At 33.2% G+C, this 26987-nt stretch carries 20 protein-coding genes; 6 read left to right on the top strand and 14 right to left on the bottom strand.

From position 1 onward, the window contains the following. The first annotated feature begins 5 nt into the window (after positions 1-5). From PKK00_00570 to pepT, 3 genes are all read left to right on the top strand, one after another. Complete coding sequence (locus PKK00_00570) at positions 6-2018, top strand: oligopeptide transporter, OPT family (GenBank protein ID HNW96884.1); 2013 nt, start codon at positions 6-8, stop codon at positions 2016-2018. Between the two features lie 46 nt (positions 2019-2064). Beyond that, a complete protein-coding gene (locus PKK00_00565; protein HNW96883.1) occupies positions 2065-2442 on the top strand; it encodes a GxxExxY protein in 378 nt (125 codons plus the stop codon). Between the two features lie 61 nt (positions 2443-2503). Then, positions 2504-3730: a peptidase T gene (pepT, locus tag PKK00_00560; protein ID HNW96882.1), complete on the top strand. Its 1227-nt coding sequence runs from the start codon at positions 2504-2506 to the stop codon at positions 3728-3730. An 84-nt stretch (positions 3731-3814) separates the two neighbouring features. Here pepT and PKK00_00555 read toward each other — a convergent pair whose 3' ends face one another. Next, on the bottom strand, positions 3815-4801 hold the full coding sequence (locus PKK00_00555; GenBank protein HNW96881.1) for an acyltransferase: 987 nt from the start codon (positions 4799-4801) through the stop codon (positions 3815-3817). A gap of 57 nt (positions 4802-4858) precedes the next feature. Between PKK00_00555 and PKK00_00550 the strand changes: the two genes are divergently transcribed. Further along, the gene (locus tag PKK00_00550) at positions 4859-5368 is read left to right on the top strand and encodes a hypothetical protein (GenBank protein HNW96880.1); all 510 of its coding nucleotides are present in this window, start codon (positions 4859-4861) and stop codon (positions 5366-5368) included. Positions 5369-5371: 3 nt separating this feature from the next. On the opposite strand, the gene PKK00_00545 is transcribed toward PKK00_00550, so the two are convergent. After that, positions 5372-7051: a Na/Pi cotransporter family protein gene (locus PKK00_00545; protein ID HNW96879.1), complete on the bottom strand. Its 1680-nt coding sequence runs from the start codon at positions 7049-7051 to the stop codon at positions 5372-5374. Positions 7052-7292: 241 nt separating this feature from the next. On the opposite strand from PKK00_00545, the gene PKK00_00540 reads away from it, so the two are divergent. Further along, positions 7293-7907, top strand: coding sequence for a septal ring lytic transglycosylase RlpA family protein (locus tag PKK00_00540; GenBank protein ID HNW96878.1), 615 nt, complete (start codon positions 7293-7295; stop codon positions 7905-7907). Here the strand turns inward: PKK00_00540 and PKK00_00535 are convergent. The 11 genes from PKK00_00535 to topA all read right to left on the bottom strand — a co-directional run bounded on the left by PKK00_00535 (position 7899) and on the right by topA (position 24015). Further along, complete coding sequence (locus PKK00_00535; protein HNW96877.1) at positions 7899-8657, bottom strand: TylF/MycF/NovP-related O-methyltransferase; 759 nt, start codon at positions 8655-8657, stop codon at positions 7899-7901. The genes PKK00_00540 and PKK00_00535 overlap by 9 nt on opposite strands. An 11-nt stretch (positions 8658-8668) precedes the next feature. Beyond that, positions 8669-11119, bottom strand: a complete 2451-nt coding sequence (pheT, locus tag PKK00_00530; GenBank protein HNW96876.1) for a phenylalanine--tRNA ligase subunit beta — start codon at positions 11117-11119, stop codon at positions 8669-8671. A 91-nt stretch (positions 11120-11210) separates the two neighbouring features. Beyond that, positions 11211-13313 (bottom strand): ATP-dependent DNA helicase RecG, encoded by a 2103-nt coding sequence (gene recG / locus PKK00_00525; protein HNW96875.1) that lies wholly within the window; start codon positions 13311-13313, stop codon positions 11211-11213. A gap of 82 nt (positions 13314-13395) precedes the next feature. Further along, positions 13396-13911, bottom strand: coding sequence for a hypothetical protein (locus PKK00_00520; GenBank protein ID HNW96874.1), 516 nt, complete (start codon positions 13909-13911; stop codon positions 13396-13398). 121 nt (positions 13912-14032) lie between these two features. Continuing rightward, a complete protein-coding gene (gene gldN / locus PKK00_00515) occupies positions 14033-14887 on the bottom strand; it encodes a gliding motility protein GldN (GenBank protein HNW96873.1) in 855 nt (284 codons plus the stop codon). Positions 14888-14912: 25 nt separating this feature from the next. Continuing rightward, positions 14913-16544, bottom strand: a complete 1632-nt coding sequence (gene gldM, locus PKK00_00510) for a gliding motility protein GldM (GenBank protein ID HNW96872.1) — start codon at positions 16542-16544, stop codon at positions 14913-14915. Between the two features lie 50 nt (positions 16545-16594). After that, entirely contained in the window at positions 16595-17623 is a 1029-nt protein-coding gene (gldL, locus tag PKK00_00505) for a gliding motility protein GldL (protein ID HNW96871.1), read from the bottom strand. 80 nt (positions 17624-17703) lie between these two features. Beyond that, on the bottom strand, positions 17704-19074 hold the full coding sequence (locus PKK00_00500; GenBank protein ID HNW96870.1) for an SUMF1/EgtB/PvdO family nonheme iron enzyme: 1371 nt from the start codon (positions 19072-19074) through the stop codon (positions 17704-17706). A 120-nt stretch (positions 19075-19194) separates the two neighbouring features. Continuing rightward, the gene (locus PKK00_00495; GenBank protein HNW96869.1) at positions 19195-20154 is read right to left on the bottom strand and encodes a type IX secretion system membrane protein PorP/SprF; all 960 of its coding nucleotides are present in this window, start codon (positions 20152-20154) and stop codon (positions 19195-19197) included. Between the two features lie 322 nt (positions 20155-20476). Further along, positions 20477-21658: a formimidoylglutamase gene (locus PKK00_00490; protein ID HNW96868.1), complete on the bottom strand. Its 1182-nt coding sequence runs from the start codon at positions 21656-21658 to the stop codon at positions 20477-20479. Positions 21659-21660: 2 nt separating this feature from the next. Further along, a complete protein-coding gene (topA, locus tag PKK00_00485) occupies positions 21661-24015 on the bottom strand; it encodes a type I DNA topoisomerase (protein ID HNW96867.1) in 2355 nt (784 codons plus the stop codon). 164 nt (positions 24016-24179) lie between these two features. Between topA and miaB the strand changes: the two genes are divergently transcribed. Further along, positions 24180-25514, top strand: coding sequence for a tRNA (N6-isopentenyl adenosine(37)-C2)-methylthiotransferase MiaB (gene miaB, locus PKK00_00480; protein HNW96866.1), 1335 nt, complete (start codon positions 24180-24182; stop codon positions 25512-25514). 23 nt (positions 25515-25537) lie between these two features. Here miaB and PKK00_00475 read toward each other — a convergent pair whose 3' ends face one another. Then, positions 25538-26380, bottom strand: coding sequence for a histidinol-phosphatase (locus tag PKK00_00475; protein ID HNW96865.1), 843 nt, complete (start codon positions 26378-26380; stop codon positions 25538-25540). Between the last annotated feature and the right edge of the window lie 607 nt (positions 26381-26987).

Here is a 26987-nt window from a genome sequence, read left to right as displayed (position 1 = left end):
TAATTATGTCAGAACAAATTACTGAAACTAAAAGTTTACCCGAAAACGCTTATCGCGAATTAAAAGAGGGAGAAGAATACAAACCTGTAATGCCAGCCAGCAGCCTGTTTCCTGAAGTTACAGCATGGTCTGTAGGAATGGGATTATTAATGGCTCTTATTTTTTCAGCAGCTGCAGCATACTCTGGATTAAAGATAGGACAGGTATTTGAAGCAGCCATTCCTATTTCAATTATTGCCGTAGGAGCTTCAGCCGCTGTGCGTAAAAAAAATGCGCTCGGGCAGAATGTAATTATCCAGTCAATCGGGGCATGTTCAGGAGTAATTGTAGCAGGTGCTGTTTTCACAATCCCCGGCCTATATATTCTTCAGGCAAAGTATCCAGAAATACAGGTTGATTTTTGGCAGATATTCTTTTCATCACTATTGGGAGGCTTCTTAGGAATTTTATTCCTTATTCCTTTCCGCAAATATTTTGTAAAAGATATGCATGGAAAACTTCCTTTCCCCGAAGCTACAGCTACTACAGAAATCCTTATGACCGGCGAAAAAGGCGGCACCCAGGCAAAACTACTTATCGTTAGTGGTTTAATTGGTGGCATTTTTGATTTTTGCTTTTCCGCATTTAAACTTTGGAGTGAAGAAATTACAACACGTATTATTCCTATAGGAGAAACACTTGCCACCAAAGTAAAAATGGTTCTTAAATTCAATGTAAGCGCCCTGATTTTTAGTTTTGGTTATCTGGTTGGACTCCGATATGCACTGATCATAACTGTTGGATCATTATTATCCTGGTTAGTTCTAATACCTCTGGTCAACGAAATTGGAAATCTTTCGGCAACATTAAGCGGAGGAGTAAATCCTTTTGATGCCATGACAGCAGAAGAAATTTTCAAAGCTTATGTTCGTCCTATCGGAATTGGCGCTATTGCAATGGCCGGAATTATAGGAATTATAAAATCATCAGGAGTAATTGGAAGTGCTTTCAAACTGGCTTTTGGAATGGGAGCAAAAACTCATGCTGAAGCCAAAGTTGAAAGAACACAAAAAGATTTGAAAATGTCTTTTGTGATGTTGTTCATATTTCTGGCATTGATCGCCGTTTTTATTTTCCTGATATTCGGAGTTAAAATTACGCTGGTACAAGCAATCGTAGCTTTATTAACCGTACTGATTATTTCATTTCTTTTTACAACAGTTGCCGCAAATGCAATAGCGATTGTTGGCTCTAATCCTGTTTCAGGTATGACATTAATGACTTTGATACTTTCTTCAGCTGTACTTGTTTCCGTTGGATTAAGAGGTTGGCAGGGAATGGTAAGTTCATTGATAATTGGAGGAATTGTTTGTACTGCATTGTCAATGGCAGGAGGTTTTATTACCGATTTAAAAGTTGGTTACTGGCTTGGAACTACTCCAAGAAAACAAGAATCATTTAAATTCCTGGGGACATTAGTTTCTGCTGCAACTGTTGGTATTGTTATATTTATTTTAAACCAGGCATATGGTTTTGTTCAAACACCCGAACACCCGAATCCAATGACCGCACCACAGGCAAATGCAATGGCAGCAATTATTGAACCGCTGATGTCAGGCGCTGGTGTTAGCTGGGTTTTACTTGGCATAGGAGCAATTATTTCCATATTGATCAACTGGCTTAAAATATCTCCTCTTGCTTTCGCATTAGGTATGTTCATTCCGCTTCCTCTTAACACGCCTCTTGTTGTTGGTGGATTGCTGAATCATTGGTTTACTAAAAGTACTAAAAATGAAAAGCTGGCTAATTCCCGTGTTCAACGTGGTATTCTTATATCATCGGGATTTATTGCAGGAGCAGCATTATTTGGTGTAATTGGTGCATTCATCATTTTCTTTACCGGTGATGGTGAAGTACTGAATCTTAAAGTTTGGGGTGATGAAAATTCTGTTGGAGCACAGGTAACAGCTTTAGTTGCTTTTATAGGGCTTATAGCATACTTTGTATGGGAATCATTCCGGGCTAAAGAAGAAGATTAAAAATAACCACAGAGTTCACCGAGCAGGCACAGAAACAACAGAGAGAATGAAAGAAAATGAAATAACGGAAAAGATTATTGGGTGTGCAATTAAAGTTCATAGCAATCTTGGTCCTGGTTTACTTGAGTCTGCTTATAAAGAGTGTTTATTTTATGAACTTATTAAATCAGGATTAGTTGTAGAAAAAGAAAAACCACTTCCTTTAATTTATGAAGAAATAAAAATGGAATGCGGTTATAGGATTGACTTACTTGTTGAAAATAGCGTGGTTATTGAAATAAAATCAGTTGATGCAATAAATGATATTCATGTTGCACAAGTTTTGACATATTTGAAGTTATCTAAATGCAGAATTGGTTTGCTAATAAATTTTAATGTAGTTAAATTAAAAGATGGTATCAAACGATTAATACATGGATACTAAACTCCGTGCTCTTTGTGCGTACTCAGTTTTCTCTGTGGTTAAATTTTAAATATTACTATTTATGAAAAAAGAAGTTTTTGAAAGATTTTTGAAATACATAAAAATCGATACACAGTCTGATGATAACTCACAGACTTATCCAAGCACATCAAAACAATTTGATCTTGCAAAGATATTACAAAACGAACTTCAGGAAATGGGGCTGAAAGATGTTTCACTCGATGAACATTGTTACCTGATGGCTACACTTCCTGCTAACACTACTAAGAAAATCCCTGTAATAGGTTTCATTGCTCACATGGACACAAGCCCTGATATGCCCGGTGTTAACGTGAATCCGCAGATCCTTCAAAATTTCGATGGTAAAGATATTGTTTTGAATCAAACAAAAAATATTGTTCTTTCCACTAAAGAATTTCCTGAATTATTAGAATACATAGGACAAACACTAATAACTACTGATGGAAATACATTACTTGGCGCCGATGATAAAGCAGGAATTGCTGAAATAATGACTGCCGTAAAATTTTTAATTGACCATCCTGAAATAAAACACGGAACAATAAAAATTGGGTTTACTCCTGATGAAGAAATAGGTCGCGGCGTTGATAAATTCGATGTGGAAAAATTCAATGCAGAATTTGCTTATACCATGGATGGCGGCGGTATTGGGGAACTTGAATATGAAAATTTCAATGCCGCTCATGCTAAAGTTATTTTCAACGGAAGAAACATTCATCCCGGGTATGCTAAGGATAAAATGATAAATGCAATGATTCTCGCCATGGAATTCAACGCCATGTTACCTGTTAATGAAAGACCTGAATTCACACAGGATTATGAAGGATTTTATCATCTGATAAAAATGGAAGGCAGTGTTGAAAATGCCAGCATCCAATATATCATCCGCGATCATGACCGTAAAAAATTTGAAGCTAAAAAAGTTTTCATCAAACAAACGGTCGATTACATGAACGCCAAATACCGCGAAAATACAGTCGTTCTTGAAATAAAAGATCAATATTACAACATGCGTGAACAAGTTGAAAAAACATTTCACATTGTTGAAACCGCAAAAAAAGCAATGGAAGAAATTGGCATTGTTCCGAAAGTTGTTCCTATCCGCGGAGGAACCGATGGCGCAAGACTTTCATTCATGGGACTTCCCTGCCCCAACATATTTGCAGGCGGACATAACTTCCACGGTAAAATGGAATATGTTCCTGTGGAAAGCATGGAAAAGGCAGTCCAGGTTATTTTGAAAATTATTGCATTGTATTCGAAATAATTTTATCATTACATATAATAAAAAGCGGGCGAAACAAATTATTGTTTCGCTTTTTTTATTCAATGACTAAAATCTTTTTAATTTTTAATTTACCATCAGGTTACAACCGCGAACATCGCTGCTGTCAAACCTTCCAAGTACCTCGAACGTTTCATCATTATGGAGTTTCCCTAAATCCTGTGTTGCAATAAACGAACAGGAATTAATATTTGCAAGGTCAATAATATTTATGCCACCCGTTTTTCCTGTAGTTGCAAATGTAAGCGGATCGTTGGTTTCTCGTATAAGAATTTTCATCCACGGAGGACATTTGAATTTTCCATTTCCCTGTGAATAAGCCTGCGAGAGCATTTCTGTCATGCCATATTCCGAATGAACAGCAGCAATTCCTATCTTTTCACAAAGTATTTCATGTAATTCTTCACGAACCATTTCTTTGCGCTTTCCTTTCATACCACCGGTTTCCATCACAATAATATTTTCTAAAGAGAAATTTATTTTTTCAGCTAAATCAAGCAACGCGTAAGAAACGCCCAATAGCAGTACCTTTCGCGAAGGTAAATCTTTTAATATTTTTATTTTTTTTATTAATGTATTATGATCATCCAGGAAAAAACCGCAATCGTTTTTGTAATCACTTAATGAAATAAAATGTTCAATCATCCACACCAGTGATGAATTGCTGCGTTCAAGGTACGAGGGAAGTAATGCAAGTATGGTGTAGTCGTTTAAAGAACCATAAATCATTTCAAATCCTTTAACAGCGCTTGTTTTATAAACTGATAAATCGGAAACATAATGACAGCTTTCACCAATACCCGATGTACCGCTGCTCCTGAAAACAATCTCCGGCAAAGTATCAGTGCAAATAATTTTTTCTTTTTTAAAAAATTCAATAGGGAGAAATGGGATGTCAAAATAATTTTTTACATCATCGCTGTTTTGTATAAAACATTTAGCAAATCTTTGATATACCTTATTTATCTCAAATTGATATTTAAAAACTTCTAAAGAAATACGATTGAATTCTTCTTCTGTATTAATTTTAAATATTTCTTCTTTATTATTCAATTTATAATAAGCTTTGTATTTTTTCGTTAAAATATGTACTTTTACAATACATTTATTATGAAAGCGCTATCAAAAATACTATTTATTCTTATTTTTTCGATATCTGCACTCTTATTTTCATGCAAAGAGAAAGTTGAATATCCTATCATTCCTTACATTGAATATGTTAATTTCCTAAAAATTGACAATCTCCAAAATTTTGATGATAAAGGAATTCTAAAGTTCTCCTTTACTGACGGGGATGGCGATATAGGTCTGGCACCTTCCGACACTTTATATCCTTACAATACCGGTAGTCAGTGGTATTATAATCTTTTTATCACGTATTACGAAAAACAAAAAGGAACGTATGTAGCTGTTGAATTGCCTATGACAAATAATTCGCGCATTCCGGTAGTTACGCCTCACGGAGTAAACAAATCAATAAAAGGAGATGTGGAAATTGAACTTAATATCAATAATTATAATTCTCCGTACGATACCATTTGCTTTGATGTTCAGATAGCCGACCGTTCGCTCAATCTGAGTAATACAATAAGAACTCCTGATATTATAATAAAGAAATAATTTTTATTTCAACCCTGCAATAGCCTGGTTTATATTAAAAATATGGTCTGCCATTTTTTCGGAAGAACCTATCAGATCAAAGTATACTACTGTACTTTTAGTATTATATTCTTCATCAATTTTTTCAAAATTTTCTTTCAATAAATCTTTACGCAACTTATTGATTTGAAGTTCGAGCATTTGCGCTTTGTCAATAGCAACACTGTCGTAATCACTATCAAGATTTTCAATCATCACATCGCAAGCCTTAAATAAAAGGTCATACATATTTTTAATATTATCGCGCTGGTATTGATTGAACCAAACTTTTTCCTTGTTTTTCCGATTTATACTTTTAGCCATATGATAAACCGTATCGCCAATACTCTCCAACTCTTTAGCTATACGCTGCATTGATTTAACTTTTTTCAATCCTTTCTCACTCAATTCTCCCGAATAAATAATATTCAAATAATCATTTATCTCATCTTCCATTTTATCCATCATATCTTCCTGTTCTTTTATTTTTTGAAAAATCTTTTCATATTCTTTTTCATCTTTTTCAAGAATTAGTGATGGAAGAAGCGCGAAAAGCTTTTTCCCACGACGGGCAAAAGATGCAATTTCTTTTTTGGCTTCCATGAATTGCATTTCAGAAGAAGAAAATTGTGATTGGATGTATTTCAATTTTGTAGTTTCATCCTCTGTTTTTCTCACAGGAATAATCCATTCAGTAAGCTTAACAAGCCCGGGAATGAATCCTACCAATAGAATTGTATTAATTATATTGAACGCCGAATGAAGAACAGTAAATGCAACAGGAATGGCATTATTGTTTTCGTAAGGCGATGTTCCCTGTATTTCTATTGTTGCCCATTCTATGCCTTTTAATAGCCAATGAAAAATAATAACAGCCCATATCACACCAATAACATTAAACAAAGTATGCGATAATGCTGCTCGTTTTGCTTTTGCATTGGCTACTATTGCTGCAATATTAGCCGTAATTGTTGTTCCGATGTTTTCACCTAAAATCATTGCAGCGCCCAATTCAAAAGGTATCCAACCTTCGCTACATAACACTATGGTTACTGCAAAAGCAGCACTCGACGATTGTACAAGAGCAGAAATAATAAGCCCCACAAAAACAAAAATTAATATTGAACCAGTGCCATAACTTGTCAGCCCTGATAAAAATTCAAAAATCGCTGTGTTTTCTTTCATGCCCACGAAAAACATTTTCAAAAAATCGAGACTTATGAAAAGCAGCGCCAATCCTACTGCAAATCCACTCCAGTTTCTTTTTGTGTTGCTCTTTGAAAAAAGAAATGGAAAAGTTAATCCTAAAATCGGTAAAGCAATTACACCCATATCTGTATTTAATCCAACCATTGAAATAAGCCATCCTTTTATTGTTGTCCCAATGTTAGCACCCATTATAATCCCTATCGATTCAGTAAGTGACAACATGCCTGCATTAACAAAACTTACGGTCATTACTGTTACAACTGCTGAAGCCTGTATTAATGCGGTAAGTATTATTCCTGACATTACAGCTTTAAAACGTGATGAAGCAATATATTTGATAATATTCCTCATCCCATTACCTGCAATTTTTTGCAAGCTCTCACTCATCAGTTTCATGCTGAAAAGGAATAATCCAACTATTCCAATAAGTGACAATATATCCAGGATATAATTCATAAACATTAATTGTTGATTAGATTGTAAAGTTAAAAAAAATACAGAAAAGTTTATTTTATTTACTGTATCATCTGAATTTTAACATATTAAATATATTTTATATATTTGCAGCCCTGATGTTATTATTTGTCTGATTAATATAATTACCGGCTTCAAGCCACATAAGTATTTAAAAGTTTTTAAGATATTTTGTTTCTAATATAAAAGTAAAAATAATTTAAGTTTAACCAAATCATAAACGATGACTCTGAATAAGAGAAAAGCGTTATTTATTTTCATTTTTATTTTATTTTGTTTTATTGCGAATGCCCAAAAAATAGAGCAAACGGGGCATGCTACATATTATCATCACGCTTTCCAGGGACACAAAACTTCAAGTGGTGAAATCTTTGATAATAAAAAATACACAGCAGCCCATGCTACTTTGCCTCTTCAAACACTGGTAAAAATCACCAATCTTTACAATAATAAATATGTGATTGTAAAAATTAATGACCGCTGTCCGAAATACAGCAACCGCATTATCGATCTTTCGCAGGCAGCAGCCAAAAAAATTGATATGATTGCGTCGGGCATTGCTAAAATAAAATTAGAAGTGATCACCGAAAGTGATTTAAATTACATTACTCCTTATACTGAAAATATTTTACAGAATATTTCGCCCGACAGTATTTCTGTTAAATGTAATATCGTTTTAAAAAAATTCAATTTACGACCTTTTGAAAATTATATTTTTGGAAATATAATTACTGCACAGATAAGAATGTTGCAGCTAAAAAATAAATACAAGGAAAAACAAAAATGGTTTGTTATTAATAGCTTGTATTTACTAAGGTTTCAGAAATCCTTAAGCTAATTTTTTATTTTTAATTATCATCACCGAGCCATGCATATCGGCAATTTCAATTAAGTTCTCAGGGATATTTTTTACAAATTCATTTACTGCTTTCATAGCACCTTCCCACTTGTGATTATAATCATGAATGATCATAACTCCACCGGGAGATAAACGAGGATAAAAATAATTGCAGCCTTCTTTTATTGAATTATATAGATCGGCATCAATATTTACAAAAGCATAAACCTCTTTTTCCAACCCCTCTGTAGTACCAGGAAAATGACCTTTTTTAATGATAATATGGCTGTCGCCGTTTATATATTCCAGAACTTTTTTTTCATGAGTATCAGCAAAATTTTTTGTGGAATATGTTGCTGCCTCACCCGTTTCATTTTTCAAATCTTCTTTTTTAAATCCTTCAAAAGTATCGAAAAGAAACAGTTTTCGCGACTTATCCATTTCATGAATGATCTTCGCTGTTTCACCTTTGTAAACTCCTAATTCCGCAAATGAACCTTTTATGTTTTCATTTTTTAACCGTTCAACCTGGAACCAGAAATTATAAAACCGTATCTTGTCATCATACGCTTTCTCAAGCTGAACAAGAGTTTCGGGAACTTTATTTTTTTTCAAAAAGTATGACCACTGTTCAGGATAATATGATTTTTCATAAATAGAAAGCCAGAAATAACGAATCATTATTATAACAACTACAGCAATAAGTATCCATGCAATGTACTGAAAAACCTGGCTATACAGAACATTCATCATCATTTCTATTACCTGAGATTAGCATTTAATTCATCAGAAAATACAGCAATGAGTTTATTCATAATTGAATCTGTCTCAGTATCGGTAAGGGTTTTCTCTTTGTCCTGAATTATAAAACTTACCGCATATGATTTTTTATTGCTGCCTATTTTTTCATCTTTATAAATATCAAAAAGATTTACTTCCTTTAACAGTGCTGGTACTGTTTTGTATGCCAGCTCTTCTATTTGTGAAAACTTCACCGAATTATCAATTACCAATGCAAGATCCCTTCTTACTTCAGGAAATTTAGATACATCTGAATATTTAACTTTGTTTCTGGAACTTAATAAAATAAACTGTGCCCATTCAATTTCTGCATAATAAACATCTTGCTTGATATCGAATTTTTTCAAAATATTTTTTTCTATTTTGCCAAATCCGGCAACTACCGTTTTATTATACGAATACTCAAAACCCTCTGCAATCAAATCATTTGAGATTTCTCTTACTGAAAATTCACGATTATTGATTCCGATATTTGCAAAAATATTATTTACAAAAGCTTTCAGGTAATAAAAATCAACAGCCTTTCCTTTACCGGTATTCCAGTTCTCTGCTTCTATATTACCTGTGAGGATTATTGCCAGTTGTTCATTTTCAACATAACATTTTAAATCATTTTCTCCCGGCAAATATTTATATGTTCTTCCGAATTCAAAAAATTTCAGGTTAAAATTCTTCCTGTTATGATTATATGAAACCGATTCCAGTCCCCCGAAAAGCATTGACTGGCGCATGATCCCAAGCTCAGTGCTTAATGCATTTAATATTATCACATTGTTTTCGGGCTTTAACGAGTTTAAACCATTAATATATTTTTCATTCGTTAATGAATTATTCATGATCTCATAAAAGCCATTACTGCAAAGGTAATCCGATATTTTACTTTGAAGTTTTTCTTTATCAGGATCGGGTGCTTTTGATGAAGAAATACGAAATGTTTCAGGCACTTCTATGTTGTTATAACCATAAATACGAAGTATCTCTTCAATCACATCCGCTTCACGTTGTACATCAACCTTGAATGGAGGCACTGATAATTCGAGGCTTTCATTATTTTCTGAAACTATTTTAATATCAAGAGATGTAAGTATATTTTTAATTATATCCTTTTCAATTTTCTTCCCAATAAGCTTGTCAACATTAGCAAATTTAATATTGACTTTAAAATCTTCTATCGGTATAGGATAAATGTCAACAATTTCCGAAGAAATTTTTCCGCCGGCAATTTCTTTCATTAGTAATGCCGCACGTTTCAAAGCAACGATAACCATGTTTGGGTCAACACCTCTTTCGAAACGAAATGATGCATCTGTTTTTAATCCGTGATATTTTGAGGTTTTACGAACATGAACCGGATCAAAGTAAGCGCTTTCAATAAAAACACTTCTTGTTTTTTCGCTCACTCCTGATTTCATTCCCCCGAAAACACCGGCTATACACATTCCTTCATTTTCGTTACAAATCATCAGATCACGTGAGGTTAATGTACGTTCTACTTCATCAAGCGTGATGAATTTTGTTCCCTCATTCATTTTTTTCACAATAACTTTCTGCCCTGAAATCTGCTCTGCATCGAACGCATGAAGCGGTTGACCTGTTTCTAACAAAACGAAATTTGTAATATCTACAATATTATTTATCGGACGAAGACCAACAGCTTTAAGCCTGTTTTTAAGCCATTCCGGCGATTCGGTTACTCTAATATCAGATACTGTTATTCCGGCATAACGTGGACAAGCAATAGTATCATCAACAATCACATCAATTTTCAGATTGTTATTATCAATTTTAAAATTACTTATATCAGGAAAAATATATGAATACTTCTTTTTATTATAAACATTTAGAACAGCAGCAATATCACGGGCAACACCAATATGCGAAGTGGCATCAGCACGATTTGGAGTTAATCCAATTTCAAAAACCCAATCATTTTCAATATTAAAATATTCAGCAGCCGGAATTCCAATTTTTACATTTGCATCAAGAACCATAATTCCTGCATGAGAATCACCAATGCCCAGTTCGTCTTCAGCGCAAATCATACCTTCCGAAACCTGTCCGCGAATTTTTGCTTTCTTAAGTTCTAATTCTCCTTTTGCTGTATATAATGTTGTACCAATGGTTGCCACAACTACCTTCTGTCCGGCTTCAACATTAGGTGCGCCACAAACAATATGTAATAATTCGGCACGACCAATATCAACAGTTGTAATACTGAGCTTATCCGCATCAGGATGTTTTTCTTTAGTTTTTACTTCTCCTATAAAACATCCCTTTAATCCACCTTTTATACTGGAATATTCTTCAAGTGCTTCCACTTCTAACCCGCATCCGGTAAGTACTTCCGAAAGATCTTGTGGATTTGCATCAAAATTCAAATATTGCTTAAGCCAATTGTATGAAATTTTCATTTGAAATAATTTTGTGTAAAATTACTCAATTTGATTAAAATTCACACTTTAAAATGTTTTGATGGTTAAATTCTGAATTGGTATTAAACAATCAACTTATCCTGCTCCAGTTAACATTTTCTTTATTAAGTTCTGAAAGCCTACGTATGATAGGAATATTTTCAATTCCTGATAATGTAGGATCTTTTTCAAGAATTTCAATAGCTGTTTTTCGGGCATAGTGGAGCAATTTTTCATCTTTAATGATATCGGCAATTTTAAAATCGAGTATACCGCTTTGTTGTGTTCCTGTAATATCGCCGGGACCGCGAAGTCGTAAATCAGCTTCGGCAATTTCAAAACCATCAGTAGTTCTGACCATTGTTTCAATACGTTTTTTTCCATCAGACGTAAGTTTATTCCCGGTCATTAAAATACAGTATGATTGATCTGCACCTCTTCCAACACGCCCACGCAACTGATGTAATTGTGATAAACCAAAACGTTCTGCATTTTCAATCACCATAACTGATGCATTCGGAATATCAACACCCACTTCAATCACTGTAGTAGCTACCATTATATTTGTTTCACCTTTTACAAAACGTTGCATCTCGAAATCTTTATCGGCAGTTTTCATCTGGCCATGAACAATACTAATTGCATAATGCGGCAAAGGAAACTCACGAACAATGCTATCATATCCTTCCATCAAATGTTTCAAATCAAGCGATTCCGATTCAAATATCAATGGGTACACAACATAAATCTGATGCCCTTCATGAATCTGCTTTCGCATAAAACCAAAAACACGCAAACGGTCGGCTTCCGTAAAATGCACTGTTTTCACAGGTTTTCGCCCGGGAGGCAATTCATTGATTACAGAAACATCCAGGTCGCCATAAAGCGTCATTGCCAAAGTACGCGGGATGGGAGTTGCAGTCATTACTAACACATGCGGAGGTATATTATTTTTTTGCCACATCTTTGCCCTTTGTGCAACGCCAAATCGATGTTGTTCATCAATTACTACAAAACCAAGATTTAAAAACTTTACATTTTCCTCAAGCAATGCATGAGTCCCAATAAGAATTTTCAAATCTCCATTTTCCAGTTCACTCAATATTTTCTTTCGTTGAGGCTTCTTTGTGCTACCGGTTAAAAGTTGAACATTTATATTTGTTTCTTTAAGTAGTTTTGTAATGCTTACAAAATGTTGCATGGCTAATATTTCTGTCGGAGCCATAATACATGCCTGAAAACCATTATCAAGAGCTATTAGCATACATAACAATGACACTATTGTTTTTCCGCTTCCAACATCGCCCTGCAACAAGCGATTCATTTGTTTACCTGAACCAATATCATTCCTGATTTCTTTTATAACTTTTTTCTGTGAATTTGTAAGTTGAAAAGGAAGATAATTTTTATAAAAATCGTTGAAATGATTGCCAACTGTGGAAAATTTATTACCCGAAAATTTTTCGGAACGAAGAAGTTTTAGTTTTAACAATCGTAACTGAACAAAAAATAGTTCTTCAAATTTCAGTCGAAGCTGTGCTTTTTGAAGCATTTCCTGGCTCTCCGGAAAATGAATTTGTTTCAACGCTTCTTCACGTGAAATAAGTTTCAATCCTTCTATCAGCTTTTGTGAAAGAGTTTCGGGAATATAGCCTTTTATTTGAGGCAATAATGCTTTCATTAATTTACTGATGCCTTTACTATCGAGCCCTCTAGATTTAAGCTTTTCCGAAGAATTATAAAAAGCCTGAAGGCTTGAATTGATAAGGGCTTCCTGTTCGGAAGGTAATTCAACATCAGGATGCGCAATGTTATATTTCCCGCTAAATAATGTAGGTTTTCCGAAAACTATATATTCGATATTTGGTTTGAAATTATCTTTAAGCCATTTGAAACCATTAAACCACACGAGTTCTATCGCACCCGTCTCATCTCTGAAGCGTGCAGTCATGCGGATAATTTTTTTTCCGCCACTTATAAAATTTATTTTATCAATGAATCCCTTCAATTGCACATAGGGCATGTCGCTGCTTATTTCGCTAACTTTATAAAAGCGGCTTTTATCAATATATCTGAAAGGATAGTAATCGATAAGATCATTAAAACTAAAAATACCCAATTCCTTTTTCAGTATTTCTGCTCTTTGCGGACCTACGCCTTTTAAATATTCTATGGGTGTTTCGGTAATATGCATAATAAATTTGCTTTCACAAAAGTAAAAAAGAAGCCGTCTCAAAATACTGAGGCGGCTTTTATTTTTTCAATAAAAAAATTTTTTATAATAAATATCTTAAAGATAATCCCAATTCAAAAATTTCCGGTTGTTGTTTCTGATAATTTAAATCAATAAAAGGATGAACATCAAGGCTAAGTAACAGTGGTACTTCAGGAAGTTTCCATTCAATACCTGCAATCCCATCAACTCCAACTGTAATAACATTTTCTTTATTAATAGGCGACGATCCATCTTTCATCCATCCAATTGTTTTGTATCTCCCTGTATGTCCACCAGCGCCTATAAAAAAGCCTACATGTGCTACTTCTATATTTTCATTATGATTACTTATATGTAATTCAAAACATCCGCTCGCTCTTACACCATTGTATGGTGCAGAAATTATGACATTTATGGCTCCCTGGTTTCTATCACCTAAAAATTGAAGTACCGTTAACCCAATATTTGAATCTGTCCCATAACGAACTCCTAGCCCAGTTCCATATTGTGCATTAACAGTATTTAATTTTAGTACCAATACTATTATAAAAATAATTTTAATAAATGTGGGTTTCATAAGGATTACATTTAATTGTAATAAAAGTAAATATTAATGAAGAGTAAAGCAAGTATTTCATTTAATTTTTTACATAAAAAAACTCCCCATATTTCTATGAGGAGTTTGAAAGGAATTAATATTAATATTCCCAAAGATCATGTTCCCAAAGGAAAATATCATTTTTTATTCTTTCTGATTCAAGTAGTGCATCCATCCCTGTTGCATATTCTATTATTTTACGATCATAGACATTAGTTTCCTTATAAATATAACTATTAAACATTCTTTTAAAGAAAAGATCATCATAGGTAAGTCTTGCCGCATCATTAAATCGATTGAATACTTCTGCATTTGCAAATATTTTTCTGGCATCAGGAAAATATATCCAAAATAAAGGTTTTGAACCTCTTGATTCGCCAGTAACAGGATCAATATCGTCTAATATTGGGCAAATACCAAGTATTCTTACGTCCATAACCGAACGTTGTTTATCAAAAAACCAATCTTCTTTAATTCTTATTTTTTTTACTGTAGAAGGTTCAAATTTTTGAACAATAACTGTATCATAATAATCATAAGGAGGATAATCCCTTTGTTGTGTTACAGAATCAGTAGAGTTCAGATTTTTCATAATCTGTTCATAAGTAAATGGTATTAAAAATTCATCATTACCTATATCATATGCTGTTATTGAACCCTCCTGAATCGCAGAAAGAACAACCTGCATAAAACTTTTTCTTCCATTTTGTTCATCAATAGGATAATAAAATGGATGATTTATTTTTTCACGCATATCGATAACTCTCCATATGCGTTTTGTCCACAATGCATCAGCTTCACGTAAAGGGGCATATGGTATAGGTACACGATTTAAATTATGAATTTTTTCATACACCCCATCAAGTGGCGGACTATCCATAACTTGTGCCTTAATACTTGGTAAATTAAGTATTACACCCAACAATGTAAATATCAGAATTTTTATTTTTAACATAATACCTCCATTATAAATATTTTGGTTATTTAAGCTTTAGGTTGATCGAGGCTAAGGAACGCGTAGTACCATCAGGTCCTTTTGCTTTAATATCTTCAATATATACTTTTGTACCTGCCTTAGCTTTATTAATAGCAGCAATCATATCAGCAGTTAATTTATTACCTACTCCATACTTTTCAATTAGGTCACCAGCAGTAGTAACGGTTAATGTGAATGAAGTGATTATAAAATTTAAATCAAAATCAAAACCTTCAGGCATTTTAGGAATAATTGCGCCAGAAGCCGCTAATAAAGATTTTGAAACCAGTCCACCATTTACATTTGCAATATATGCTTCAGGGTTTGGAACTCGCTTAACACGAAATTCTGCAGAACCCATTGAAGTGACTTTACCACCCATTTTTGCCATCACATTAATAGTAGTTTTTGTATTTCCAGTAGTTACAAAAACTTCATATTTACCTCCACCTAAAGACTTAAGAGTTCCACTAGAAATTGTAGGTTGAACTTGATCACTAGGTACGCCAGGTACAGAAATTGAAACAGGATTTGCTACACCGATGTAAAAAACATTCATTTTTGTAGCAGAAACAGTTGCAGAAGGTGTACCAACAAAATAAGAACTGCTGAAATTATAAAGAGTAGGAGTAGTTTCACCTGGTTTTGTAATGCTTATCCAACCTGTATATTTTTTCTCGCCTACACCAGCACCAGAAGTAGTATATACACCCATACCATCTTCAAATTTTGTTTTATCAAGAAGTTCGCCTACGTGTGTATTTGTGTCACCAATATATATATCTGGTGATTTCTTACTATCATAAGCTGCAAGGAAAATATTCGCTTTGTATTCGCTGCCACTCATAATATAACTTGAAGGAGCCACTACTTTGGCTACAATTTTATCAAATTTAAAAGAAGCAGCATCAACATTAGCATATAGTTTAGCTATAATATCACCTTCAACAGTCTTTACATCGATAAGCATTTTATTCAATAAAGCCACATCTGCAGCAAGTACTGTATGATAGAAATTATTTTCAATCCAACTAACAACTTTTCCCTCAGTAATACTATAAGAATCCTCTAAATTGAAAGGGAAATTTTTTTCAGTAGATTTTTTATCTTTTTCATTCATTAGCAAAGCGATCATATCTTTTTTAAACTTTTCCAGTTTATCTTTAAGTACTTTACCTTCACCAGTTGCGCCATTTTCTGATCCACCAATAAGAATTTCCATTGGTTTATCGTAATTATCTTTAGCGCCAATTGCTGATAATGGGATAGTATCTGCTTTTGCCCATATGGCAGCGTCTTCACTTTTATCTTTAATGCCAAACTCAGCGTAAGCTACTACTTTTGTTCTTAGTTCACTGATATATTTAACTAATTCATCAGTAATTTTTTGAGCTTTTAACGCATTATCAAGATAGGGTTTAACTTTAACGGGATTTTCCATGGATGCTTTCAGAAAATTAGCATAAATCAGTTCATTTTTACTTGTAACATTTGCCTGACTTGTTTTTAATCCTTGGTTTACTATAACGAAAGCATTTAATATATCTTTTGAAACATTAAGAGCTAAAAGAGCTGTTAATACCAGATACATCATCCCGATCATCTTTTGTCGCGGGGTTTCTTTATAACCAGCCATTTTTTATGTTTTTATTTTAAATTTTTAATAATCATTATTCCAAAATCCTATTATCTGTTAACATTAACATTCATGGCAGCAAGCATGTTACCATAAACATTGTTAAGAGCAGACAGATTTTTAGTAAGGGTAGCAATTTCACTTTTAAACTTCAATGTATTATCATTCGATTCGCCAAGATTACTCATAAACTGATTTAATGTATCCTGAAGTTTATTAGTAGCCTGAACTTGTTCGCTTGTACCTTTTAATTGAAGTTCATAGACAGAGTTGAGGGCAGCAAGGTTTTGCGAAATTTTTTGAATTTGTTCACCATATGATTTACCATCAACAGCAGAAAAATCAATTGCCTGGGCTGATTTTGTTAATGATTCGGCTGATTTACTATATTGATCCGCAAGCTCAAGAGCTGAGCTTGTAGCTTTTTTTACACTATTTACATAATCTTGTGATGCACCAAGATCAGATTTAAGGACTTCCGAAGTTTGAGCATAAGTGTTTGCAAGTTCATTTGCAGATTGAGAAACAGCTTTAATACTATTTGCATAACCTTCTGTTGAACTTATATCTTTTGTAAGAGCTTCAGATGTTTTATTATAAGAATTCGTTAATTCACCAGCTGACTTTGATGCACTTTTAATATTCTGAACAAATTCATCACTTGCAGCTGAAGCTTCGCTTACATCAGATAATTTAGATGTTGTTTCATTTAATTTGGTCAGCCCCTTTCCAAGACTAGCAATAAGTTCAGGACCAATTTTTGCTTCTTCAAGCATTTTATCGAGTTCTTCTGTCATGCTTTTCTTATGTTCACTTTCTTCAGCTTCAGCTTCGGCATCATGATACATTCCGGCCAGTTCAGGATACACAAGGCTCCAATCTGGTTCAACGTGTGGTGGTTCGAATGCAGAGAAAAAGAATATGATTGCTTCAGTTCCTAATCCGATCATCAGCATTGGACCAGCTCCAGGATAGTGCTCAATTTTAAATAATGCACCAATGATTACAACAGACGCACCCCAGCCATACAATTTTGACATGAAGTTTTTAAACTTTTTACTTCTTACTAGGTTCTTCATAGTTGATTAGGTATTTAGTTAGTTTGTGTTTAATTAATTCTTTAGGTTCTTTGATTGATATATTGATAAAAAATTCACTATTAATTATATACATTAGATGCATTAGGTCCATCATTTTTATCACGACCAAGATAAGTCTGGACACACCTGAATCCAATATAAGATTTAGCTGTATCTTGATATTCATACGTACGTGTACCTGTTTGCATGAAATAGCCAACATCTTTCCATGAACCTCCTCTAATTACCTTTCTCTTTAGTGCCGGAGGATCGGTATCTTTTGCTTCATACCTGTAATCCATATTTAAATCATGAGCAAAATTATAAGCAGATTCATCGAAAGCATTGCTGGTCCATTCTGCAACATTTCCTCCCATATCATATAATCCAAAATCATTTGGAGCATAATGACCAACCACTACAGTATGAAATCCCCCGTCATCAAGATAATTACCACGTAACGGTTTATAGTTTCCCAAGAAACAACCATTACTATTTCTGATATATGGACCTCCCCATGGAAATGGACTTAAATCAAGATCTCCACGTGCAGCCCATTCCCATTCTGATTCTGTAGGAAGACGAAAATCGTTAACATATGATTCTTCCTGACTATACAGCCAACTATTCATTAATAATGTTCTCCAAATACAAAAAGCACGAGCCTGTACCCAGTTTACTCCTACAACCGGATAATTATCATAAGCTGGATGCCAGAAATAATTTTGAGTCATTGGATCATTAAATGAATATGTGAAATCATGCACAAATGCAAGGGTATCCGGAAATATGTTAATGGTTTTTTTGATAATATATACTGACCTGTCTTTCAATCCCTGTGGTCTGTTGTTATTTAATGAACCTGCTGTTAAATTACTTGAAGAATAATCTTTTGCAGCAGCAGCTTTAAAATCTATATAACTATAATCATAATTGAACATACGGGGGTCTAATTCTTTTCTTCTGTAAAATCTTTCTTGTTCTGAAATATACATTGTATTAAGAATATCTCTTTGCTCTTCATCAGTACCATCCCACTCAATTTTTGCTTTCCAGTTAATATAAGGTGGTTCATAAGTTTCACCAGTTTCTTCATTTTCTGTGATTAAATGTTCTTCTAATTGCTCGCCAAGTTTACGATGTGCAATTGAATCCCGAACCCAATAAACAAATTGTCTGTATTCATTATTTGTAATTTCTGTTTCATCCATATAAAATGCTTGAACAGAAACTGTTTTTGAAGGAGATATTTGTGCATAAGGTACATCCTGATCACTATTACCCATATTATAGCTCCCCATATGTATAAAAAGCATTCCATATGGATCGGGTTGATACCAATCAGGTCTATCTTGAACTCCTATTAACTGACCTTTGCCAGAATTATTACAACTTGTAAGGATTCCAAGTAGTATAAGGATAGCTGAAAATGAAATTAGCAACTTTTTCATAGCATCTCTGTTTTAGTTCTTTTCTTTAACATTAACGTTTTAAATATTAAGAATATTATATTAAACGGTAATTTAAATTCGTTTTACGTTTTTGTTTCAAATTGGTTACATTTATATATGTTATAAGAATCTAACATTATCGTAACTCTCATGATTTTCGGCTTTAGTAATTTTAAAACAATAGCCTAACATAATCTCATGACTTCCACTACTATAATTATTAAGAGCAGAAGTTGTAAAATCATATGAATACCCAAGCCTAAGTGTACCAAAATTGAAATTTCTTTGATAACCTATAAGAGCTACAATAGCATCCTGTGCTCTCCAACTTATTCCACCCCAGAAAGTATTATTAAATTTTAATAAAGCATTTACATCAAATTGTGTAGAAGCAAGATCAGATTTAATGAGTATGGAAGGATCGAGTTCAAGTGAAGGGTTACTGGGAATTGGATAATAATAACCGGCTGATACGTAATAATGACGGGATAGAGTTGGTGCTGCAAGTGATGTGGTATAAGAAATCTCTGCTTGCGAAAGTTGTGAAGATGATAAACCAAAATATAATTTACTTGGTATTTGGTAAAAAACACCAAATGCAAAATCAGTTGCCATATTACCTTCTTCGCCACCACCCAATAGCTTTGGATCATTAATATCAATAGGAAGAAATTTTGTAAAATCATATTTTTTATTCCAGAAACCTATCTGTGCTCCAATGCCCAAAATTCCAGGACCTGCAGCTAATTTATAAGAGTATGAAAGTTTGACATCAAGATTTTTTTCAAATCCAAGTTGATCTTGCATCACATTTAATCCTAAACCTCCATGTAATGGATGAACTGCACCATCAATCGATAATAAATAAGTCTGAGGAGCTCCTTTATATCCTTGAGCATCTTCAAACCCCATCCATTGCTGACGAACAATTGCAGTTGCACATATGCCATCATTCATACCAGCATAAGCAGGATTTATACCCATATTATTAAACATATTATGGCTTACCTGAACCTCCTGTTGTGCATATATAACAACAGAAGCGAGGAAGAAAAATAAAAAAGTAATATTTTTTTTCATACACAAAATTATTTTCAAAATGTAGAGTATAACTGCCTTTAATTTATAAAAAGACTGTAAAATTATGAAATTGTTTTTTATTTTACAAGTACTTATTGTTGAAAAAAAGTTATAAAAATTACATATTACTATAAATCAACCATTTAAAATTTTTATACTTTGATTTTAAACAAAAGTTACATTAAATAACTTATATATTTCAATGTTTTTCATAAATAATACCCAGCTTGTAAAAGAAGTAATATTTATAAAATTTTTGAAAATTAAATTTATAAAAACGATTTTGAAAAGATATAATAATAGAGGTATTGGTTTTATTAGCCTACATTAGTTTCTGATATACCTGCCACCATCGGTCGGGCATCTCTTCTTTTAATGCAGTCTGATAATCCTTATAGGAACAGGGTACCAAATAATGGCGTTCATATTTGCTTTTTAGAAATGTAGGACAAGGAACTTCCATCCACCAGCGATCACTTTTTTTACTTTTATAAAAAATAATTTCGTACTTATGATTATTAATGGAAACTCTGTATTTTAAATACTGCTCTTTTTCTTTCAAAGGAAAATCATGCTTCCTGAAATAAAATCCATCAATGAAATACCAAATCATCTGTGCAACAAGATGTGCCGTTTGCCCACTATTATCAAAAGTTGGATTCATTTCATAAAAACCTATGGAAGAAAGTTTATCACTTAAACCCGCGTAACGTGTAATCTGACATGCTTCTTCTCCATAAAATCCATTGGGTGATGCATTGGCATTTCCGGGAGCATCCGACTGGCGAATAGAAGAAATATCAAATGAAACCATATCTGCATTTCTTACATAAGGCTCAACTTCTTCAATGTTTGCACGTACATGACCAAGCCTGTATACATCAAAATATAATTTCCCCATCAAATCAATTGCGTCCTGATCAACAAAATAGGTTTGATATCCAATGTTGGTATAGTTAAAAAGAAAATTTGGCTGATGCATTATTATCTTACTCAGGTAAGATTTTGAACTCATGTCCTGTTCAGCATTTCCTAAATCAAAACTTGAATCAACTGAAACAATATTTATAATCTGGCCAAGACTTTCATATGCTAAATAATTGGCATAAGTTATATCTTGAGAGCCACCAATCACTACAGGAATTATATGAGCCTTCATTAATTCCGATAAAACATTTTTTACAGCAAAATAAGTATCTTCTATATTATGCCCCCTGCGAATATTTCCTAAATCGACAATACGTGTTTTAAAATTATTCTGATAAAGTCGGTATAAATATTTTCTAACCTGATCAGGAGCTAATGAAGTTCCCTCATTATTTGTTGAAAGACGATCTTCGTTAACACCAATAATAGCTATATCAATATTTTCAAGCGAAGGAAAATTATTTTCATTTTTAAAGGCATTAATAATATCACCAATTCTTCCGGGACGAAAATCATTACTATTGCTATAATCGTTAATACTTACAGGCTCAAAATATATAGAAATATCAGTATCCATGCTTATTTCTGTTTTTTAGATTTTACTTTACCTTTAACCGGAGTTTCTTTATTTTGGGTTTCTGCTATTTCAAGACAATCTTTCAGTGAAAGCTTTTCGGGTTCGGTTCCTTTTGGAATTTTATAATTATTCTTCCCAATTGCAATATATATTCCCCATCGCCCCCTAAGAACTTTTACTTCTGGATTTTCAGTAAATTCTTTTATCAATTTATTGCTATCTTTTGTTCTTTTTTCAAGAATAATTTCAATTGCACGACTTTCATTAATAGTAGTAGGATTATCGGTTTTCTTCAATGAATAAAAACCATTCATATGTTTTATGTAAGGACCGAAACGACTTACCGAAACAATGATATCAGTACCTTCAAACGTTCCTATGACTTTCGGTAATTTAAAAAGTTCAAGTGCTTCTTCAAATGTTATTGTTTCAATACTTTGTCCTTTTAATAGTCCTGCAAACCTTGGTTTTTCTTCACTTTCTGTTTCCCCCATCTGAACAATAGGTCCGAACTTTCCGATTTTCACATATACAGGTTTTCCTGTTTCCGGATCTTTACCAAGAAATTTTTCACCACTGACTTTCTCAGAATTTTTATTTGTTTGTTCTATTTGCTTGTGAAAGGGGAAGTAAAAATCATTGATCACTTTTTCCCATTCCTTCATTCCCTGCGCAATTTCGTCAAATTCTTTTTCAACGCTCGCGGTAAAATTATAATCAATAATATTATCGAAATACTGAAGTAAAAATCTATTGACCAAACTACCAATATCTGTTGGGAAAATTTTTGATTTTTCGGTACCAAAAACTTCTGTTTTAATTTCTTCGGAAATTTTTTCCTTGCTAAGAGAAATATAAGTATAATTCCGTGTAGTTCCCGGTCTGTCTTCAATAACAACATAACCGCGTTTCTGAATGGTGCTAATCGTTGGGGCATATGTTGAAGGACGCCCTATTCCGAGTTCTTCCAATTTTTTTACAAGACTAGCTTCCGTATAACGAGGTGGGGTTTGAGAAAATTTTTCAATTGCTAAAATATCTTTTAACTTTAAAAGTTCGCCAACTTTAATTGGAGGAAGCATATCTTTTTGAGCTTCGTCTTCTTCGTCATCGGTCGACTCCATGTATACTTTAAGGAATCCATCAAATTTCAGTACTTCGCCACGTGCAATAAATTTTTCGGGAGTAGTAGAGATTTTTATGGTAACATTGGTTTTCTCCAATTCTGCATCACTCATTTGTGAAGCGATGGTACGTTTCCATATCAGGTCGTACAATCTTCTCTGAGCATCGTCGCCGCTAATATTCTGATTATTGATATAAGAAGGACGTATCGCTTCGTGAGCCTCCTGCGCACCTTTTGTTTTGGTAGTATATTTCCTGATCTTCACATATTGCTCTCCGTACAACGAAATGACTTCATCTTTGATTGTGCTCAAAGCCATATCCGAAAGATTTACACTATCGGTACGCATGTATGTTATTTTTCCAGATTCATAGAGTTGTTGGGCTATCATCATGGTTTTTCCAACCGAAAAACCAAGTTTTCTTGAAGCTTCCTGTTGTAAAGTAGACGTAGTAAAAGGAGGAGCCGGTGATTTTTTAGCAGGCTTTGTTTCAATTGAATCAACAATAAAATCAGCACCTAAACATTTTTTCAGAAAATTTATTGCTTCTTCTTTTGTTTGAAACCTGTTTGGTAATTCTGCTTTCAATACTGATGTTTGTCCGTTTTTCTCTATATCAAAATTCGCAGTAATTTTATAAGAAGAAACTATTTTGAAATCTTTTATTTCTGTTTCTCTTTCAACAATAAGCCTTACAGCAACCGATTGAACACGACCTGCCGATAAAGATGGTTTTACTTTTTTCCATAGCAATGGTGAAAGTTCAAAACCTACCAGTCTGTCGAGTACCCTGCGGGCTTGTTGTGCATTAACCAAATTTTTATCTATAGTTCTTGGATTTTCAATAGCATTTAAAATTGCCGATTTGGTTATTTCATGAAAAACAATTCGCTTGGTTTTGTTTTCATTAATTTTCAATGTTTCTAAAAGATGCCATGAAATAGCCTCTCCTTCGCGGTCTTCATCAGTCGCTAGCCAAACTATTTCCGATTCTTTAGCTAATTTTTTTAATTCCGTTATGATTGTTTTTTTATCTTCAAGAACTTCATAAATGGGTTTAAACCCATTCTTTATATCTATACCAATACCTGAAGAATCTTTTGTTGTTTTGCTTTTTGCCAAGTCGCGCACATGACCCATACTTGATTTCACAATAAAATCTTTCCCTAAAAAATTCTCAATTGTCTTCGCTTTAGCAGGAGATTCAACTATTACAAGATTTTTTCCCATTTTAATGTTTTTACAATTTTACTTTTAAAATTCTTGCAAAGAAAATGAAATACTTTAATCCAACACAAATATTTTTTTTTGATACCTTATAAAAAAAGAAATGTCGGATTTGTTTTTTACTTAATTTTGCAGGGTTCTCAGCAATTTATTATACGTCAAAAAAAATGCAAAAAAAATTTATTATCGAGACTTATGGTTGCCAGATGAATTTTTCCGATAGTGAAATTGTAGCTTCGGTAATGAAAGAAAATAATTATACTCCAACTGATAACCATAAAGAAGCGGATGTAATCTTCATCAACACCTGCTCAATCCGCGAACATGCTGAAGACCGCGTATATAAACGATTAAGGGAGTTTCAATCGCTGAAGAAAAAAAATCCTCACCTGATAATTGGTGTTCTGGGTTGTATGGCTGAACGCCTGAAAGAAAATTTACTGGAACAGGAAAAATCAGTCGATTTAATTGTTGGACCTGATGCTTACAGAAACATTCCTGAGCTTTTAAATACTGCACTGCATGGGCAAAAAGCCATTGATGTAATTTTATCAGCCGACGAAACCTATGCCGATATAAATCCTGTACGTCTTGACAGTAAAGGCGTTTCAGCATTTATTTCCATAATGCGGGGTTGCGAAAATTTTTGTTCTTATTGCGTAGTCCCTTATACACGCGGAAAAGAAAGAAGCCGGAATCCACAAACCATCATCGATGAAGCAGCAGGTTTATTTGAAAAAGGCTATCGCGAAATTACTTTACTCGGACAAAATGTAAATTCATATAAATGGATTGAAAACGATACAACTATTGATTTTTCTACACTTATGGAAAAAGTTGCCGGTATAAACGCATTGTTACGCATACGTTTTGCCACTTCTCACCCTAAAGATATGTCGGATGAATTATTAATGGTTATCGCAAAATATCCGAATATTTGCCGTTCCATACATTTGCCAGTACAATCGGGAAGCAGCAGGATTTTAAAATTAATGAACCGTCGTTATGACAGAAAATGGTATATGGAACGTATAGAAGCAATACACCGCATCGTTCCCGGTTGTAGCATTTCAACCGATATTATTTGTGGTTTTTGTTCCGAAACAGATGACGACCATAATGAAACATTATCTATTATGGAATGGGCACATTTTGATTTTGCTTACATATTCAAATATTCCGAAAGACCCGGCACTGCCGCTGCAGGAAGATTAAAGGATGATGTTCCCGAAGAAATAAAAATAAAACGACTGGAAGAAGTGATACAACTACAGCAAAAACTTTCACTGAAAAATAATCAAAATGACATTGGGAAAGATTTTGAAGTATTGGTTGAAGGAAAATCAAAACGATCAAAAGATTTTATGTCAGGCAGAACAAGCCAGAATAAAGTAGTTATTTTTCCGAAAATGGATTTTAAAAGTGGCGATTATATAAAAGTTAAAATTGAACGATGCACCGCTGCTACATTATTTGGCGAACCTTTAAATATGCAGGAATAATAAGCTAATAAAAGGAGTTTATTTTATATAATTGAAATATCTATCCAATCAATTCCTGTAAAATATTTTATAGTTTTAAATCCTATATTCCTTAATAATTCTATTGTATCATCAAAACATAAAATCAATTCACAGGGTAAATGCGCATCGGAACTAATTGTAACCGGAATTTTTCTTATATATATTTCTTTAAGTATTTCTTTTCCTGGATATGTTGATTCACAGCGTTTTTTATAAATACCACGGGTATTTACTTCAACAATACTTCCAGCTTTTTGAACAGTATCAAGTAAATGATTTACAAGTTTTTTATACCATTCTTCATTTTCTGTGAAGTATCTGTTTTTATTATTCATTTTCACTTTGTCGATATGCCCGATAATATCCGGTTTTAATTTAGATACCATTAAAGTAACTTGTTCATAATATGTTCTTACAGCAAGCTCAACATTATTATTAAAAATTGTTTCAATCCCTTCTGAATAATTTATTTCCGGACCATCAATAAACCATAATTTCTTATTCTCATTATTTCTTACCAAATGCACGGAAGCAATAAAATAATCAGGCATTAAAGTATTTTTAAGTACGGTAAAATCATCCGACATACCCGGTACAAAATCAAATTCAGTCCCAATATAAACTTTAATTTTATTAGAATACTTTTTTTGTAAACCTCTTATATCATTGATATAATTTCCAATATTATTTTGTTTAATACTATATCCGTTTTCAAATGGTAATGGCGAATGACAGGTAAAACCAATAGCCGTCATTTTTTTTTCAATAGCTTCTTTAACGTAATCTTCCGGTTCTGCTTTCCCATCGCAATACAATGTATGCGTGTGAAAATTAAAATAATTCATATAATAAAATATTCTAAAGTTATCTGCAAAAGTATCAAAACAAAAATTACCCTAACCGAAAACTTATAAAGAATCACCTTTAACTGATTTTGTGCATCATTATACTGATTATGGATTGTAACAAAATTTCAGTATAACTAACTTTACAATAGAAAACAAAAAATACAATATAAAAACAAAAAAAATATTCAAAAACCTTAAAAAAAGAAAAGCCATGAAAACATTGATAAAAGATAATATCTACACTTTCATTTACCTGGCTTTTGTAGTAAGCATAGTAATTGTAAGTATGATATTTTAGCGAAATAAAGGGGATGTCCGCCAAATATTAGAAAGCGCCCGGTCCTGCCACACATTGCTCACTGTTGCTTTTAATAATTTTATCCTATCCTTAAAATCACCGGAGCGCTATAGACAAGGGAAGTTGTAAAAACGGCTTCCCCTTTTTCTTTATATATATACAACATTTCCATTTGTTTTTGACCTTTATAAATAAGTAAAACTTACTATCTTTGTAAATTGCGATATCGTTTAATCTAACTTACTTATATATAATTAGGGTCTGCTGATTATATCAATGTTCCAAATATTTCATTTTTCGGTTTCA

Source organism: Bacteroidales bacterium, from assembly GCA_035353855.1.
In the GTDB taxonomy this organism is placed as follows: domain Bacteria; phylum Bacteroidota; class Bacteroidia; order Bacteroidales; family CG2-30-32-10; genus DAOQAK01.
This window is presented reverse-complemented; position numbering and strand designations above follow the sequence as displayed.